Genomic DNA, 14,276 nt, shown 5'->3' on the forward strand with positions numbered 1-14,276 from the left:
ACTTAAGGACGCCCTGCTCATTGCTTATAGCCGATCTTATCTCCCCACTCCCTCGCGGTGACAACGAGCCGCTCTTCGTCCATGCGGGACAAGCGGCGATCATTGAGCAGCTGCTTGCCGCCCACCCACACATGCCGCACGCAGTCCCGGCCGCTCGAGTATATAAGCTGCGAGACAGGGTCGTAGATGGGCTGTTGCGCAAGGCGTGATAAATCAAACGCGACCATGTCGGCAAGTTTCCCGACCTCCAACGATCCCGTCTGATCCTCCAACCCTAAGGCGCGAGCGCCGTTGAGGGTAGCCATGCGTAGAGCGCGGTGGGCGCTGAGTGCGGTTGCCGAGCCGGCAACAGCTTTAGCAAGAAGGGCGGCAGTGCGAGTCTCGCCCAGCAGGTCGAGGTCGTTGTTGCTTGCTGCGCCGTCTGTCCCTATGGCGATGTTGACACCTGCCTCCCACAGACGCTCTACCGGGCAGAAACCGCTTGCGAGTTTCAGGTTGGATTCAGGGCAATGAATAACGCTGCAGTTGTGTTCTACCAGTAGGGAAATGTCTTCATCACTTACCTGTGTCATATGCACCGCTTGGAAGCGGGGGCCTAGCAGTTGCAGACGGGCCAGGCGAGCCAATGGACGTTCGCCATACTTGCTAAGCGCTTCCTCGACCTCGTGTGCTGTTTCATGGACGTGCATATGAATGCCGATATCCATCTCCGCGACGAGCGTACGAATGCTTTCCAGCTTGTCGTCTGCAACTGAATAGGGAGCGTGAGGGCCGAAGGCGATGCTAAGACGCGGGTGGTGTTTGAGGTCATCAAACAGCGCTACGCCTTTACGAAGCGCCTCATCGGCGTCGCGTGCTCCCGGGATCGGAAAATCCATCACCGGAATTGTTATCTGAGCCCGGATGCCATGCTTATGTACAAGCTGGCTAACGACCTCGGGAAAGAAGTACATGTCCGAGAAACAGGTGATTCCGCTTTGTAGCTGCTCTGCTATAGCCAGCTCGCTGCCAGCCTGCACGAAGGCTTCATCGACCCATCTGCTTTCCGCGGGCCATATGTGCTCACGTAACCACGTCGTCAGTGGCAAATCATCGGCTAATCCACGGAACAAGGTCATCGCGGCATGGCCATGTGCATTGACGAGGCCTGGAGCTAATAGCATCCCCGTTAGATCCAGTGTCTCCCGCGCATTGTATTGATCTGCTTCCGAGCGAGGAGCTATCAATACAATGCGCCCTGCGCGAACGCCTAATGCGTGATCGCGTAGAACGATACCGGCCGGCTCGATTGGGACGAGCCAGGTGGGAAGTAAGAGTAGGTCGAGTGGATCATTGATCGTCTGCGACATGTTAAGCATGGCCTAGGTGGAGAGGCGCAGTGTAAAGCCTGTTGAGCGGGGTTTGAAGAAAGCAAGAAGAAACGCTGAGATCAATACCTGGATAGGGCTGGCAAATTACTTCAAGAAAAACCGAAACCAACCATTGACGTGACGTTCTGAGCCCCTATAATGCGCACCTTCTCCGGCGCAGGCCTTTAGCGAAACCTCTTGTAAATCAAGAAGTTAGCGAAACTAAAGGCTTGCACGGGTGGCGAATTCGAGTAGAATGCGCCGGGCTGACAGGGTGGCGGTTTCGCGCTGTTGGTGGCTTCGGTCAGGTTGATCGGAGGTGGTTGACAGCGGTTTTGGACGCTGTATGATTCGCCTCCCGCTGACGAGAGACGCTAGGTTGATCGCAAGCGCAAGCGGTTGAGAAGAAAGAAAAACTTCTTCAAAAACAGCTTGACGAGACACAAGGCTGCTGTAGAATGCGCGGCCTCGGTTGAGACGAAAGACTTGATCGAAACGCTCTTTAACAACTGAATCAAGCAATTCGTGTGGGTGCTTGTGAGGTAAGACTGGTAGTCAGCAAGATTATCAGCATCACAATGTACTCAACGAGAAATCATTGAGTGCTCTTCTTGAGGGTGACCTTTGGAAGAGATTGCGATTGCTGAGCCAAGTTTAGGGTTTTGTCAAAACCCATGCAGTATTGAACTGAAGAGTTTGATCATGGCTCAGATTGAACGCTGGCGGCAGGCCTAACACATGCAAGTCGAGCGGATGAAGAGAGCTTGCTCTCTGATTCAGCGGCGGACGGGTGAGTAATGCCTAGGAATCTGCCTGATAGTGGGGGACAACGTTTCGAAAGGAACGCTAATACCGCATACGTCCTACGGGAGAAAGCAGGGGACCTTCGGGCCTTGCGCTATCAGATGAGCCTAGGTCGGATTAGCTAGTTGGTGAGGTAATGGCTCACCAAGGCGACGATCCGTAACTGGTCTGAGAGGATGATCAGTCACACTGGAACTGAGACACGGTCCAGACTCCTACGGGAGGCAGCAGTGGGGAATATTGGACAATGGGCGAAAGCCTGATCCAGCCATGCCGCGTGTGTGAAGAAGGTCTTCGGATTGTAAAGCACTTTAAGTTGGGAGGAAGGGCATTAACCTAATACGTTAGTGTTTTGACGTTACCGACAGAATAAGCACCGGCTAACTTCGTGCCAGCAGCCGCGGTAATACGAAGGGTGCAAGCGTTAATCGGAATTACTGGGCGTAAAGCGCGCGTAGGTGGTTTGTTAAGTTGGATGTGAAAGCCCCGGGCTCAACCTGGGAACTGCATCCAAAACTGGCAAGCTAGAGTATGGCAGAGGGTGGTGGAATTTCCTGTGTAGCGGTGAAATGCGTAGATATAGGAAGGAACACCAGTGGCGAAGGCGACCACCTGGGCTAATACTGACACTGAGGTGCGAAAGCGTGGGGAGCAAACAGGATTAGATACCCTGGTAGTCCACGCCGTAAACGATGTCGACTAGCCGTTGGGATCCTTGAGATCTTAGTGGCGCAGCTAACGCATTAAGTCGACCGCCTGGGGAGTACGGCCGCAAGGTTAAAACTCAAATGAATTGACGGGGGCCCGCACAAGCGGTGGAGCATGTGGTTTAATTCGAAGCAACGCGAAGAACCTTACCAGGCCTTGACATGCAGAGAACTTTCCAGAGATGGATTGGTGCCTTCGGGAACTCTGACACAGGTGCTGCATGGCTGTCGTCAGCTCGTGTCGTGAGATGTTGGGTTAAGTCCCGTAACGAGCGCAACCCTTGTCCTTAGTTACCAGCACGTTATGGTGGGCACTCTAAGGAGACTGCCGGTGACAAACCGGAGGAAGGTGGGGATGACGTCAAGTCATCATGGCCCTTACGGCCTGGGCTACACACGTGCTACAATGGTCGGTACAAAGGGTTGCCAAGCCGCGAGGTGGAGCTAATCCCATAAAACCGATCGTAGTCCGGATCGCAGTCTGCAACTCGACTGCGTGAAGTCGGAATCGCTAGTAATCGTGAATCAGAATGTCACGGTGAATACGTTCCCGGGCCTTGTACACACCGCCCGTCACACCATGGGAGTGGGTTGCTCCAGAAGTAGCTAGTCTAACCTTCGGGAGGACGGTTACCACGGAGTGATTCATGACTGGGGTGAAGTCGTAACAAGGTAGCCGTAGGGGAACCTGCGGCTGGATCACCTCCTTAATCGAAGACTTCAGCTTCTTCATAAGTTCCCACACGAATTGCTTGATTCACTAGCGAAAAGCGATTGGGTTTCGACCCGAGAGAGACGATTGGGTCTGTAGCTCAGTTGGTTAGAGCGCACCCCTGATAAGGGTGAGGTCGGCAGTTCGAATCTGCCCAGACCCACCAATTGTCATGGGATGTGGCCGATCTGTAGATGGGGCCATAGCTCAGCTGGGAGAGCGCCTGCTTTGCACGCAGGAGGTCAGCGGTTCGATCCCGCTTGGCTCCACCATTAACTCGATAATCGCTGAAAGCACAGAAATGAATGTATTCCTTAGGGAGTGTATTGATTTCTGGTCTTTGCGCCAGTAACTGTTCTTTAAAAATTTGGGTATGTGATAGAAGTAGATTTGAGTGGTCACTTTCACTGGTGATTATTCAAGTCAAGGTAAAATTTGCGAGATGCTCGAGAGAGCAAAATGCGGATTTTCGGCGAATGTCGTCTTCACGTTATAGACAGTAACCAGATTGCTTGGGGTTATATGGTCAAGTGAAGAAGCGCATACGGTGGATGCCTTGGCAGTCAGAGGCGATGAAAGACGTGGTAGCCTGCGAAAAGCTTCGGGGAGTCGGCAAACAGACTGTGATCCGGAGATGTCTGAATGGGGGAACCCAGCCATCATAAGATGGTTATCACACACTGAATACATAGGTGTGTGAGGCGAACCAGGGGAACTGAAACATCTAAGTACCCTGAGGAAAAGAAATCAACCGAGATTCCCTTAGTAGTGGCGAGCGAACGGGGACTAGCCCTTAAGCTTCTTTGATTTTAGCGGAACGCTCTGGAAAGTGCGGCCATAGTGGGTGATAGCCCTGTACGCGAAAAGGTCTTAGAAGTGAAATCGAGTAGGACGGAGCACGAGAAACTTTGTCTGAATATGGGGGGACCATCCTCCAAGGCTAAATACTACTGACTGACCGATAGTGAACTAGTACCGTGAGGGAAAGGCGAAAAGAACCCCGGAGAGGGGAGTGAAATAGATCCTGAAACCGTATGCGTACAAGCAGTGGGAGCCTACTTTGTTAGGTGACTGCGTACCTTTTGTATAATGGGTCAGCGACTTATTTTCAGTGGCGAGCTTAACCGAATAGGGGAGGCGTAGCGAAAGCGAGTCTTAATAGGGCGTCTAGTCGCTGGGAATAGACCCGAAACCGGGCGATCTATCCATGGGCAGGTTGAAGGTTGGGTAACACTAACTGGAGGACCGAACCGACTACCGTTGAAAAGTTAGCGGATGACCTGTGGATCGGAGTGAAAGGCTAATCAAGCTCGGAGATAGCTGGTTCTCCTCGAAAGCTATTTAGGTAGCGCCTCGTGTATCACTGCTGGGGGTAGAGCACTGTTTCGGCTAGGGGGTCATCCCGACTTACCAAACCGATGCAAACTCCGAATACCAGCAAGTGTCAGCACGGGAGACACACGGCGGGTGCTAACGTCCGTCGTGAAAAGGGAAACAACCCAGACCGTCAGCTAAGGTCCCAAAATCCTGGTTAAGTGGGAAACGATGTGGGAAGGCTCAGACAGCTAGGAGGTTGGCTTAGAAGCAGCCACCCTTTAAAGAAAGCGTAATAGCTCACTAGTCGAGTCGGCCTGCGCGGAAGATGTAACGGGGCTCAAACCAGGTACCGAAGCTACGGGTTCATCGTAAGATGAGCGGTAGAGGAGCGTTCTGTAAGCCTGTGAAGGTGAGTTGAGAAGCTTGCTGGAGGTATCAGAAGTGCGAATGCTGACATGAGTAACGACAATGGGAGTGAAAAACTCCCACGCCGAAAGACCAAGGGTTCCTGCGCAACGTTAATCGACGCAGGGTGAGTCGGTCCCTAAGGCGAGGCTGAAGAGCGTAGTCGATGGGAAACGGGTTAATATTCCCGTACTTCTAGTTACTGCGATGGGGGGACGGAGAAGGCTAGGCCAGCTTGGCGTTGGTTGTCCAAGTTTAAGGTGGTAGGCAGAGATCTTAGGTAAATCCGGGATCTTAATGCCGAGAACTGATGACGATCCTTCTTTTAGAAGGAGAAGTGGTTGATGCCATGCTTCCAGGAAAAGCCTCTAAGCTTCAGGTAACTAGGAACCGTACCCCAAACCGACACAGGTGGTTGGGTAGAGAATACCAAGGCGCTTGAGAGAACTCGGGTGAAGGAACTAGGCAAAATGGCACCGTAACTTCGGGAGAAGGTGCGCCGGTGAGGGTGAAGGGTTTACCCCGTAAGCTCATGCCGGTCGAAGATACCAGGCCGCTGCGACTGTTTATTAAAAACACAGCACTCTGCAAACACGAAAGTGGACGTATAGGGTGTGACGCCTGCCCGGTGCCGGAAGGTTAATTGATGGGGTTAGCGCAAGCGAAGCTCTTGATCGAAGCCCCGGTAAACGGCGGCCGTAACTATAACGGTCCTAAGGTAGCGAAATTCCTTGTCGGGTAAGTTCCGACCTGCACGAATGGCGTAACGATGGCGGCGCTGTCTCCACCCGAGACTCAGTGAAATTGAAATCGCTGTGAAGATGCAGTGTATCCGCGGCTAGACGGAAAGACCCCGTGAACCTTTACTATAGCTTTGCACTGGACTTTGAATTTGCTTGTGTAGGATAGGTGGGAGGCTTTGAAGCGTGGACGCCAGTTCGCGTGGAGCCAACCTTGAAATACCACCCTGGCAACTTTGAGGTTCTAACTCTGGTCCGTTATCCGGATCGAGGACAGTGTATGGTGGGTAGTTTGACTGGGGCGGTCTCCTCCTAAAGAGTAACGGAGGAGTACGAAGGTGCGCTCAGACCGGTCGGAAATCGGTCGTAGAGTATAAAGGCAAAAGCGCGCTTGACTGCGAGACAGACACGTCGAGCAGGTACGAAAGTAGGTCTTAGTGATCCGGTGGTTCTGTATGGAAGGGCCATCGCTCAACGGATAAAAGGTACTCCGGGGATAACAGGCTGATACCGCCCAAGAGTTCATATCGACGGCGGTGTTTGGCACCTCGATGTCGGCTCATCACATCCTGGGGCTGAAGCCGGTCCCAAGGGTATGGCTGTTCGCCATTTAAAGTGGTACGCGAGCTGGGTTTAGAACGTCGTGAGACAGTTCGGTCCCTATCTGCCGTGGACGTTTGAGATTTGAGAGGGGCTGCTCCTAGTACGAGAGGACCGGAGTGGACGAACCTCTGGTGTTCCGGTTGTCACGCCAGTGGCATTGCCGGGTAGCTATGTTCGGAAGAGATAACCGCTGAAAGCATCTAAGCGGGAAACTTGCCTCAAGATGAGATCTCACTGGAGCCTTGAGCTCCCTGAAGGGCCGTCGAAGACTACGACGTTGATAGGTTGGGTGTGTAAGCGCTGTGAGGCGTTGAGCTAACCAATACTAATTGCCCGTGAGGCTTGACCATATAACACCCAAACAATTTGATGTTTGTGTGTCAGACGGTTGAAGTCGACAAACAAACCGAAAAGACGCATCGCTCGCAAGCGACAGCAATACCGAAACACCATCACATACCCAATTAGGGGAAGCGACTCAACACCGACTCCCCAACCGAATTGCTTGACGACCATAGAGCGTTGGAACCACCTGATCCCATCCCGAACTCAGTAGTGAAACGACACATCGCCGATGGTAGTGTGGGGTCTCCCCATGTGAGAGTAGGTCATCGTCAAGCTTCTACACCAAACCCCCGATACTCGTAAGAGTACCGGGGGTTTGTCTTTGCGCAGCGGAAAAGACACTGCCAACGGGCTGAATTGGTACTGACTGCGTAGTTAATCTAGGTCAGCCCATTGCGCTGCAGTTTTGGCAGTCTGCAGATGACGCAACGCAATGAAGGCTCTATCAGTACGTGCTTTTTGGATTAGCGCAACGGTCTTGCTTACATAATCCACCGCTCTACGAAGCACTGCCTATCAGTAAGTTCTCTCCGAGCGTTATGACGAGATTGCCATACCTATGTCTTTGACACTCCATGAAGCTTGGGGCAAAGTACCCGGCTTTTTATCGGCAATCGCCGCTTCGGGGAGTTGAAAATGAATGCAGTAGTGGCGGCAGTTGGCATCATGTTGATTCTCAGCCTTTGCAGGGTCCATGTCGTTGTGGCATTGATTGCCGGAGCAATAGCCGGAGGTGCCATAGGTGGATTGGGGCTGGAAGGAAGCCTTGCCGCCTTCAACAAAGGGCTTGGCGGCGGCGCAACGGTTGCGCTTTCCTACGCGTTGCTAGGTGCCTTCGCGGTCGCGATCGGAAAGAGTGGGTTGGCCCATGCGCTGGCAGACCGTGCGCTAGCCATGGTAGGTAGGCAAGAATCCCAGGCTGGCGGTTCTGTAAAGTGGCTGATGATCGGGCTACTCCTTGCAGTAGCTGTGTCGTCACAAAATATCCTTCCAATCCATATCGCATTTATCCCACTCCTTGTTCCGCCCCTGTTGTACGTGCTGAGCAGGTTGCAAATCGACCGGCGATTGATTGCCTGTGTGTTGGCATTCGGTTTAGTGACCCCTTACATGTTCCTACCTGTCGGCTTTGGCAGCATTTTTTTGAAGGAAATCCTTTTGGCTAACGTTGCCAAAAGCGGCGCTGATATTGCGGGGATCAATGTAAGCCAAGCCATGTTGATCCCGGCCCTTGGAATGGCTGTGGGTTTGCTAGTCGCTATCTTTACCTATCGCAAACCTCGCACTTACGATCTTGAGAAGCTAGATCAATCGCAAACGACAAATATCAGTTACAGCCCGCTTACTTTGCTGGTCGCGGCGTTGGCAGTGGCTGCCGCGTTTGTTGTGCAGCTCTGGCTGGACTCGATGATCATCGGCGCGCTGGTAGGTTTTGTCATTTTTTCGGTCTCTGGGGTGGTGCGTTGGAAGGAAGCCGACGACTTGTTCACCGAAGGCATGAAGATGATGGCGATGATCGGCTTCATCATGATTGCGGCCGCAGGGTTCGCAGAAGTCATGCGTGAAACTGGCGAAGTCAAATCTCTCGTTGATGCATCTGCTGCCTTCATCGGAAACAGCAAAGCTATCGGCGCTTTGATGATGCTGTTGGTTGGGTTGTTGGTCACCATTGGCATTGGATCATCGTTCTCCACAGTTCCAATCATCGCCGCAATTTTCGTCCCACTCGGGCTAGAGCTCGGATTCAGTCCATTGGCTATTGTCAGTCTTGTGGGCACGGCAGGTGCGTTGGGCGATGCGGGCTCGCCCGCGTCGGATTCGACCCTAGGCCCGACTGCCGGGTTGAATGCCGATGGTCAGCACAACCACATCTGGGATACCGTGGTTCCGACCTTTCTGCATTACAACCTGCCTCTTTTGGTGTTTGGCTGGGTTGCGGCGATGACGCTGTAGAGCCCAGGGGGGCGCCGTCCCAATGCCGGCGCCTCGATTTTGCTATCCCCGTAAATGGCTCCACCCAGCACTCCTAACGACAATCGCTGACTAATAGATACAACCGCAGCGATAGGATGCAGATTGTGAATTCAACTCTCGAGCAGAAAGTTTTCCTTGCTCTGCTGCTTGTCGTGACGATAGCTTTCGGCTGGATATTGTTTCCCTTCTACGGCGCCGTTTTCTGGGCCGTCATACTTGCGATTATTTTTGCCCCGCTTCAGCGCCGCCTTTTCACCCGTCTTGGTAACAGGCGAAATCTGACCGCATTAATCACGTTATTAGTCTGCCTTGTTGTTGCCGTACTGCCCGTTATCCTGATTGCAGGTCTGTTAGTTCAAGAGGGCACTTCGCTCTATAAACAGATCGAAAGCGGTGAGCTAGATGTGGGTAGCTTTGTTGGAAACACGAAGGACCTGTTGCCTGCCTCCTTGCAGCTGCAGTTACAGCGATTCGGTCTCGGCGACGCTGATCAGATACGCGAGCGGCTTGCGGGAGGGGCGTTAGAGGGCAGCCAGTTTCTAGCAACGAAAGCGTTCAGCTTCGGCCAGGGTACTTTTCAATTTCTGGTCAGCTTTTTTGTCATGCTTTATCTGCTGTTCTTCCTCATTCGCGACGGGCGAGACTTGGTTGTTCGAATCAGGCGTGCACTGCCGCTCAGCGACAACCAGAAGAGGAGACTGTTCAGCAAATTCACCCGTGTCGTCCGTGCCACGGTTAAAGGCAATATCGTGGTGGCTGCGACTCAAGGTTTTCTAGGCGGGGTAATATTTGCCGTTTTGGGTATTCCTGCGGCGTTGCTCTGGGGCGTGCTCATGGCGTTCTTGTCACTGCTCCCGGCCATTGGCGCAGGGCTGATATGGACGCCGGTGGCGATCTATTTTCTTTTGAAAGGAATGATTGTTCAGAGCGTTATTCTTACGCTCTACGGGGTCTTGGTTATTGGGTTGGTCGATAATGTCTTGCGGCCCATCCTCGTCGGCAAAGATACAAAAATGCCGGATTATCTCGTATTGATCTCGACATTGGGTGGACTTGCCCTGTTTGGGTTGAATGGGTTTGTAATTGGTCCGCTCATCGCCGCGTTATTCATATCGACCTGGGGCCTATTTACTGCACCTGAGGGCAAATCGCCAATCTAGGTGCGCCCGGGTTTTACCGGGCGCACCTTACCTTTATAGGACCCGTCCGCCGTCGTCACGGCTGATAATCACCGTTGCTGAGCGCGGCCTACGGCCGGGGCCGTCAGGCCATACGCTGGTGTAGTCTGTCGGTGTTGATCCCTCGCCAGGGTGCTGAATATTGACGAACAGCGTTCGAAAGTCAGGGGTCGCGGTGATTCCCGTCACTTCTGCCCCTCGCGGGCCAACCAAAAATCGCTTGGTTTCTCCGGTTCTGGGGTCCGATACCAACATTTGGTTATTGCCGAACGGGCCGGTGCTCAGTTGACTTCCGCTCATGTCTGTCTGTATCCAAAGCCGTCCTTCAGGGTCGAACCAGAGGCCATCCGGGCTAGCCAGGATATTCTCTTCTTTCAACTGAGCGCCTTTTGGGTCTCGGCTATCGGTCTGTGGCCCGGCAAGCAGGTAGAGATCCCATAGGAATGTGTTGCCGATGTTGTTACGTCCAGCTTCACGCCAGCGGATGATATGCCCGTAAGGATTCGGCCCGCGGGGATTCGCTGCATCTGAGTTCTGGCGTGCGCTGTTGTTGGTCAGCGTGAAATACACTTCTCCGGTATCGGGATGCACTGCGCCCCATTCTGGGCGATCCATCTTGGTTGCTCCGACGATATCTGCCGCAAGACGAGTGTTGATCAGTACGTCGCCCTGGTTTGCGAACGTAATGTTCGCGGCGGCGCAAGCCCGCTGGAAGCCAGCATCGTCAATATCCAGTGGTAACCAGTCTCCACTGCCATCTGGATTGAAGCGAGCAACATAAAGAATGCCCTCATCAAGTAAACTGGCGTCGCTGCGTTGGGGGCGATACTTGTCTCGACTGACGTACTTATAGATGTACTCGTTCTGTGAGTCATCGCCCGAATAGCAGACAACTGGCCAACCGGGCTTGGTGGGAGCGAATACCAAACCTTCATGGGCGAAGCGACCCAGCGCGGTGCGCTTCACTGGGGTTGAGTCAGGGTCGAACGGATCGATCTCAACAATCCAGCCGAAGGTATTAGGTTCGTTACGATAGTCGGCCCGGGCATCTTCTGCTGTTGCAGTCGCATCGAAACGCTGGAATTCATCTCCCTGGATCGTTTCCCAGCCATAGCGGCTCGTTGAGCGAAGGCCGTAGCGCTCCAAGTGGCGAGGAAGTTCTGCGTCGCGGGTCGCGAAATAGCCAGCCCAGTTTTCCTCGCAGGTCAGATAGGTTCCCCACGGGGTATAGCCATTCGAGCAGTTGTTCAGAGTCCCTCGAGCAGAAGTACCGCTAGGGCTATACCGAGTCTTCATCAGATCATGCCCCCGGGCCGGACCTGCGATCTGCATGGGTGTTGCTCCGGTAATCCGCCGGTTGCGGGCTGAAGGCAATACAGCCCAATCTCCGCGGACATTGCGGCGGATCTCTACAATCGAGACGCCATGCGCATTAATTTCTTTGCGCACCTCATCCGCGTCGCTACGTTTGCCGTCCATTACCGAAGGCCCGTGTCGATGCAAAAGAGGTGCATCAATATATTCGTGATTTACCGCGAGCAGACCATGGTCACTCTTTCGCGCCTTGAACTTAGCGTCCATGGGGAAGAAGTGCATGCCATCGTGATGCATGCCGGTTTGCTGGGCCTGGTCTTCCGCGCTATTGCTCGCATCTTCGAGATACGCGGGGTAGCTTCCGGAGATTGGCGTGCCCCAAGGGATGAACGTTTTTGCTGAATAACCGGGCGGGACGGTGACGGCGTCTGCTCTAGTTACACTCACTGCTCCGAATGGCAGGCGGTTGCGAAGCGTGTAGGCAGGGCCACTACTCGCGCTAGCAGTTTCGGCAGCGCCAACGGAAGGTATACCGCCAAGGAATGCAAGCGCCCCAAGCGCCGCCCCGCCAGCCAGCACCTTGCGCCGACCGACACTGATCACTTCGTCTATATGAGGGTTGGCGGAATGATTGCTTCGCAGTTCATCGCCATTGCCGAACAGTATGTTCTGGTTATCGTCATTCACGACGCAGCTCCATGAGGTAATCGACGGGACTGTGACGCTAAGCTGGGGTTGCGACAGCTTAATGACAATCTTGTAATACGTGACAGGCGGTTCGTTTGTTTTTTGGCAAAAAGAAACCCCGGGCTATGCCGAGGTTTCTTCTACACCAACCGTCCGGGTCGAAGCCTGGACAACCGCTTCTTAGTGGAATTGGTTCATGGTGTTGTCTTTGCCGCTTGCCTTCAGAGCTGCTTCGCCAGCGAAGTACTCTTTATGGTTGTCACCGATGTCGGAGCCAGCCATGTTCTGGTGCTTGACGCAGGCGATACCCTGACGCAGTTCTTCACGCTGCACGCCTTTCACGTAGGCAAGCATGCCCTGGTCTGCGAAGTAACCCTTGGCCAGGTTGTCGGTGGACAGCGCGGCGGTGTGGTAGGTAGGCAGAGTGATCAGGTGGTGGAAGATGCCAGCGTGAGCGGAGCCGTCCCTCTGGAAGGTGCGGATCTTCTCGTCGGCCACCTGGGCCAGTTCGGTTTCGTCGTACTCGACGCTCATCAGCTTGGCGCGGTCGTAGGCGGAAACATCCTTGCCTTCGGCAACGAATGCGTCGAACACTTGCTGACGGAAGTTAAGGGTCCAGTTGAACGACGGGCTGTTGTTGTAGACCAGCTTAGCGTTCGGGATGACCTTGCGGATTTCGTCAACCATGGCAGCGATCTGGCCAACGTGCGGCTTTTCGGTTTCGATCCACAGCAGGTCGGCACCGTTCTGCAGGCTGGTGATGCAGTCCAGTACGCAGCGAGCTTCGCCAGTACCTTTGCGGAACTGGAAAAGATTGCTAGGTAGACGCTTAGGACGCAGTAGCTTGCCTTCGCGGTTCAGAACCACGTCACCGTTGTTAAGGTCTGCGGCGGAAACTTCTTCACAGTCCAGGAAAGAGTTGTACTGGTCGCCAAGGTCGCCTGGCTCTTTGGTGACGGCGATCTGCTTGGTCAGACCCGCACCCAGGGAGTCGGTGCGCGCCACGATGACGCCATTGTCGATACCCAGCTCAAGGAACGCGTAGCGGACGGCAGCGATCTTGGCAAGGAAGTCGGCATGAGGAACGGTCACTTTACCGTCCTGGTGGCCGCACTGCTTCTCATCGGAAACCTGGTTCTCGATCTGGATGCAGCAAGCACCCGCTTCGATCATGCGCTTTGCCAGCAGGTAGGTAGCTTCCGGGTTACCGAAGCCCGCGTCGATGTCGGCGATGATCGGGACGATATGGGTCTCGTAGTTGTCGATCTGGTTCTGGATCTCAGCAGCCTTGGCAGTGTCGCCAGCTTCACGAGCGGCATCCAGGGCGGTAAACAGCAGGTCCAGTTCGCGGGAGTCGGCCTGACGCAGGAAGGTGTAGAGCTCTTCGATTAGGTCAGAAACGGCAGTCTTCTCGTGCATCGACTGGTCAGGCAGCGGGCCGAACTCGGAGCGGAGAGCAGCAACCATCCAGCCGGACAGGTAGAGGTAGCGCTTGTTGGTGGTCTTCAGGTGCTTCTTGATGGAGATCAGCTTCTGCTGACCGATGAAGCCGTGCCAGCAACCCAGCGACTGAGTGTAGAGCGACGTATCAGCGTCGTACTCAGCCATGTCCTTACGCATGATGTCTGCGGTGTATTGAGCAATTTCCAGACCGGTCTTGAAGCGGTTCTGGGCACGCATACGAGCAACGGATTCAGGGTTGATAGCGCTCCAGCTGCTTCCAGCTGCTTCTTTCAGAGCGGCAACGGCCTTGATGTCGTTTTGATAAGCGGACATGGTCAATCCTTCAAAAAATTCGTGTTTGGTTGAGCACCGACTGTTCCCACCGAACCTGCGTGCTTACGCTGATCATGCGGGCAGCACGTGGCAGAGCGTCGAAATACGAACTGGGACGAGGATTGAACCAAGGAGAGGGGGTGTGCAGTTACGACCGCAAGGGCGCCAACAGCTGCAGAATGATCGTGGCATTCCGGCACCAGCGGCACGGGGCCGTGATGACTCAGCGGTAGTGACGACTCGAGCTGATACGTTAATCGCTTCCCCGTCCCTCAGGACGACTCGTTCCAGTCGCAACCTCGTCAGTCCGCCTTGTGGGCAGTACAGTCACGGATCGCCTCTGCTGGTTGGCCGAGAGCGGTCCG

At 54.1% G+C, this 14,276-nt stretch carries 5 protein-coding genes, 2 tRNA genes and 3 rRNA genes; 7 read left to right on the forward strand and 3 right to left on the reverse strand.

Features of this window, described 5'->3' with window-relative positions:
- Window positions 1-17 precede the first annotated feature (17 nt).
- Window positions 18-1,349 carry a TRZ/ATZ family hydrolase gene (locus K4O48_RS08645; protein WP_222911611.1) on the reverse strand — a complete coding sequence of 444 codons (1,332 nt, stop codon included), beginning with the start codon at window positions 1,347-1,349 and terminating at the stop codon, window positions 18-20.
- Between the two features lie 684 nt (window positions 1,350-2,033).
- Here K4O48_RS08645 and K4O48_RS08650 point away from each other — a divergent pair.
- The 7 genes from K4O48_RS08650 (at window position 2,034) to K4O48_RS08680 (ending at window position 10,116) form a co-directional block, all read left to right on the forward strand.
- A 16S ribosomal RNA gene (locus tag K4O48_RS08650) occupies window positions 2,034-3,570 on the forward strand.
- A gap of 91 nt (window positions 3,571-3,661) precedes the next feature.
- Window positions 3,662-3,738, forward strand: a tRNA-Ile gene (locus tag K4O48_RS08655).
- A 30-nt stretch (window positions 3,739-3,768) separates the two neighbouring features.
- Window positions 3,769-3,844 (forward strand) — tRNA-Ala (locus K4O48_RS08660).
- A gap of 252 nt (window positions 3,845-4,096) precedes the next feature.
- Window positions 4,097-6,987, forward strand: a 23S ribosomal RNA gene (locus K4O48_RS08665).
- A gap of 154 nt (window positions 6,988-7,141) precedes the next feature.
- Window positions 7,142-7,257, forward strand: a 5S ribosomal RNA gene (rrf, locus tag K4O48_RS08670).
- Together the 16S, 23S and 5S rRNA genes with 2 tRNA genes alongside form the textbook arrangement of a ribosomal RNA operon.
- A 361-nt stretch (window positions 7,258-7,618) precedes the next feature.
- Entirely contained in the window at window positions 7,619-8,935 is a 1,317-nt protein-coding gene (locus tag K4O48_RS08675; protein ID WP_222911612.1) for a Na+/H+ antiporter family protein, read from the forward strand.
- A gap of 122 nt (window positions 8,936-9,057) precedes the next feature.
- Window positions 9,058-10,116 carry an AI-2E family transporter gene (locus K4O48_RS08680; protein ID WP_222912044.1) on the forward strand — a complete coding sequence of 353 codons (1,059 nt, stop codon included), beginning with the start codon at window positions 9,058-9,060 and terminating at the stop codon, window positions 10,114-10,116.
- Between the two features lie 33 nt (window positions 10,117-10,149).
- Here the strand turns inward: K4O48_RS08680 and K4O48_RS08685 are convergent, their stop codons facing one another.
- Complete coding sequence (locus K4O48_RS08685) at window positions 10,150-12,135, reverse strand: PhoX family protein (protein ID WP_222911613.1); 1,986 nt, start codon at window positions 12,133-12,135, stop codon at window positions 10,150-10,152.
- A gap of 180 nt (window positions 12,136-12,315) precedes the next feature.
- Window positions 12,316-13,911, reverse strand: a complete 1,596-nt coding sequence (locus K4O48_RS08690; protein ID WP_222911614.1) for an isocitrate lyase — start codon at window positions 13,909-13,911, stop codon at window positions 12,316-12,318.
- Window positions 13,912-14,276: the final 365 nt, after the last annotated feature.

It is taken from the genome of Pseudomonas sp. DNDY-54, from assembly GCF_019880365.1.
Classification (GTDB): Bacteria; Pseudomonadota; Gammaproteobacteria; order Pseudomonadales; family Pseudomonadaceae; genus Stutzerimonas; species Stutzerimonas stutzeri_P.

Excerpts from the sequence above, each read along its gene's own strand:
- K4O48_RS08675 (WP_222911612.1), top strand. The coding sequence starts at position 7,619 with ATGAATGCAGTAGTGGCGGCAGTTGGCATCATGTTGATTCTCAGCCTT.
- K4O48_RS08645 (WP_222911611.1), bottom strand. The coding sequence starts at position 1,349 with ATGTCGCAGACGATCAATGATCCACTCGACCTACTCTTACTTCCCACC.
- K4O48_RS08690 (WP_222911614.1), bottom strand. The coding sequence starts at position 13,911 with ATGTCCGCTTATCAAAACGACATCAAGGCCGTTGCCGCTCTGAAAGAA.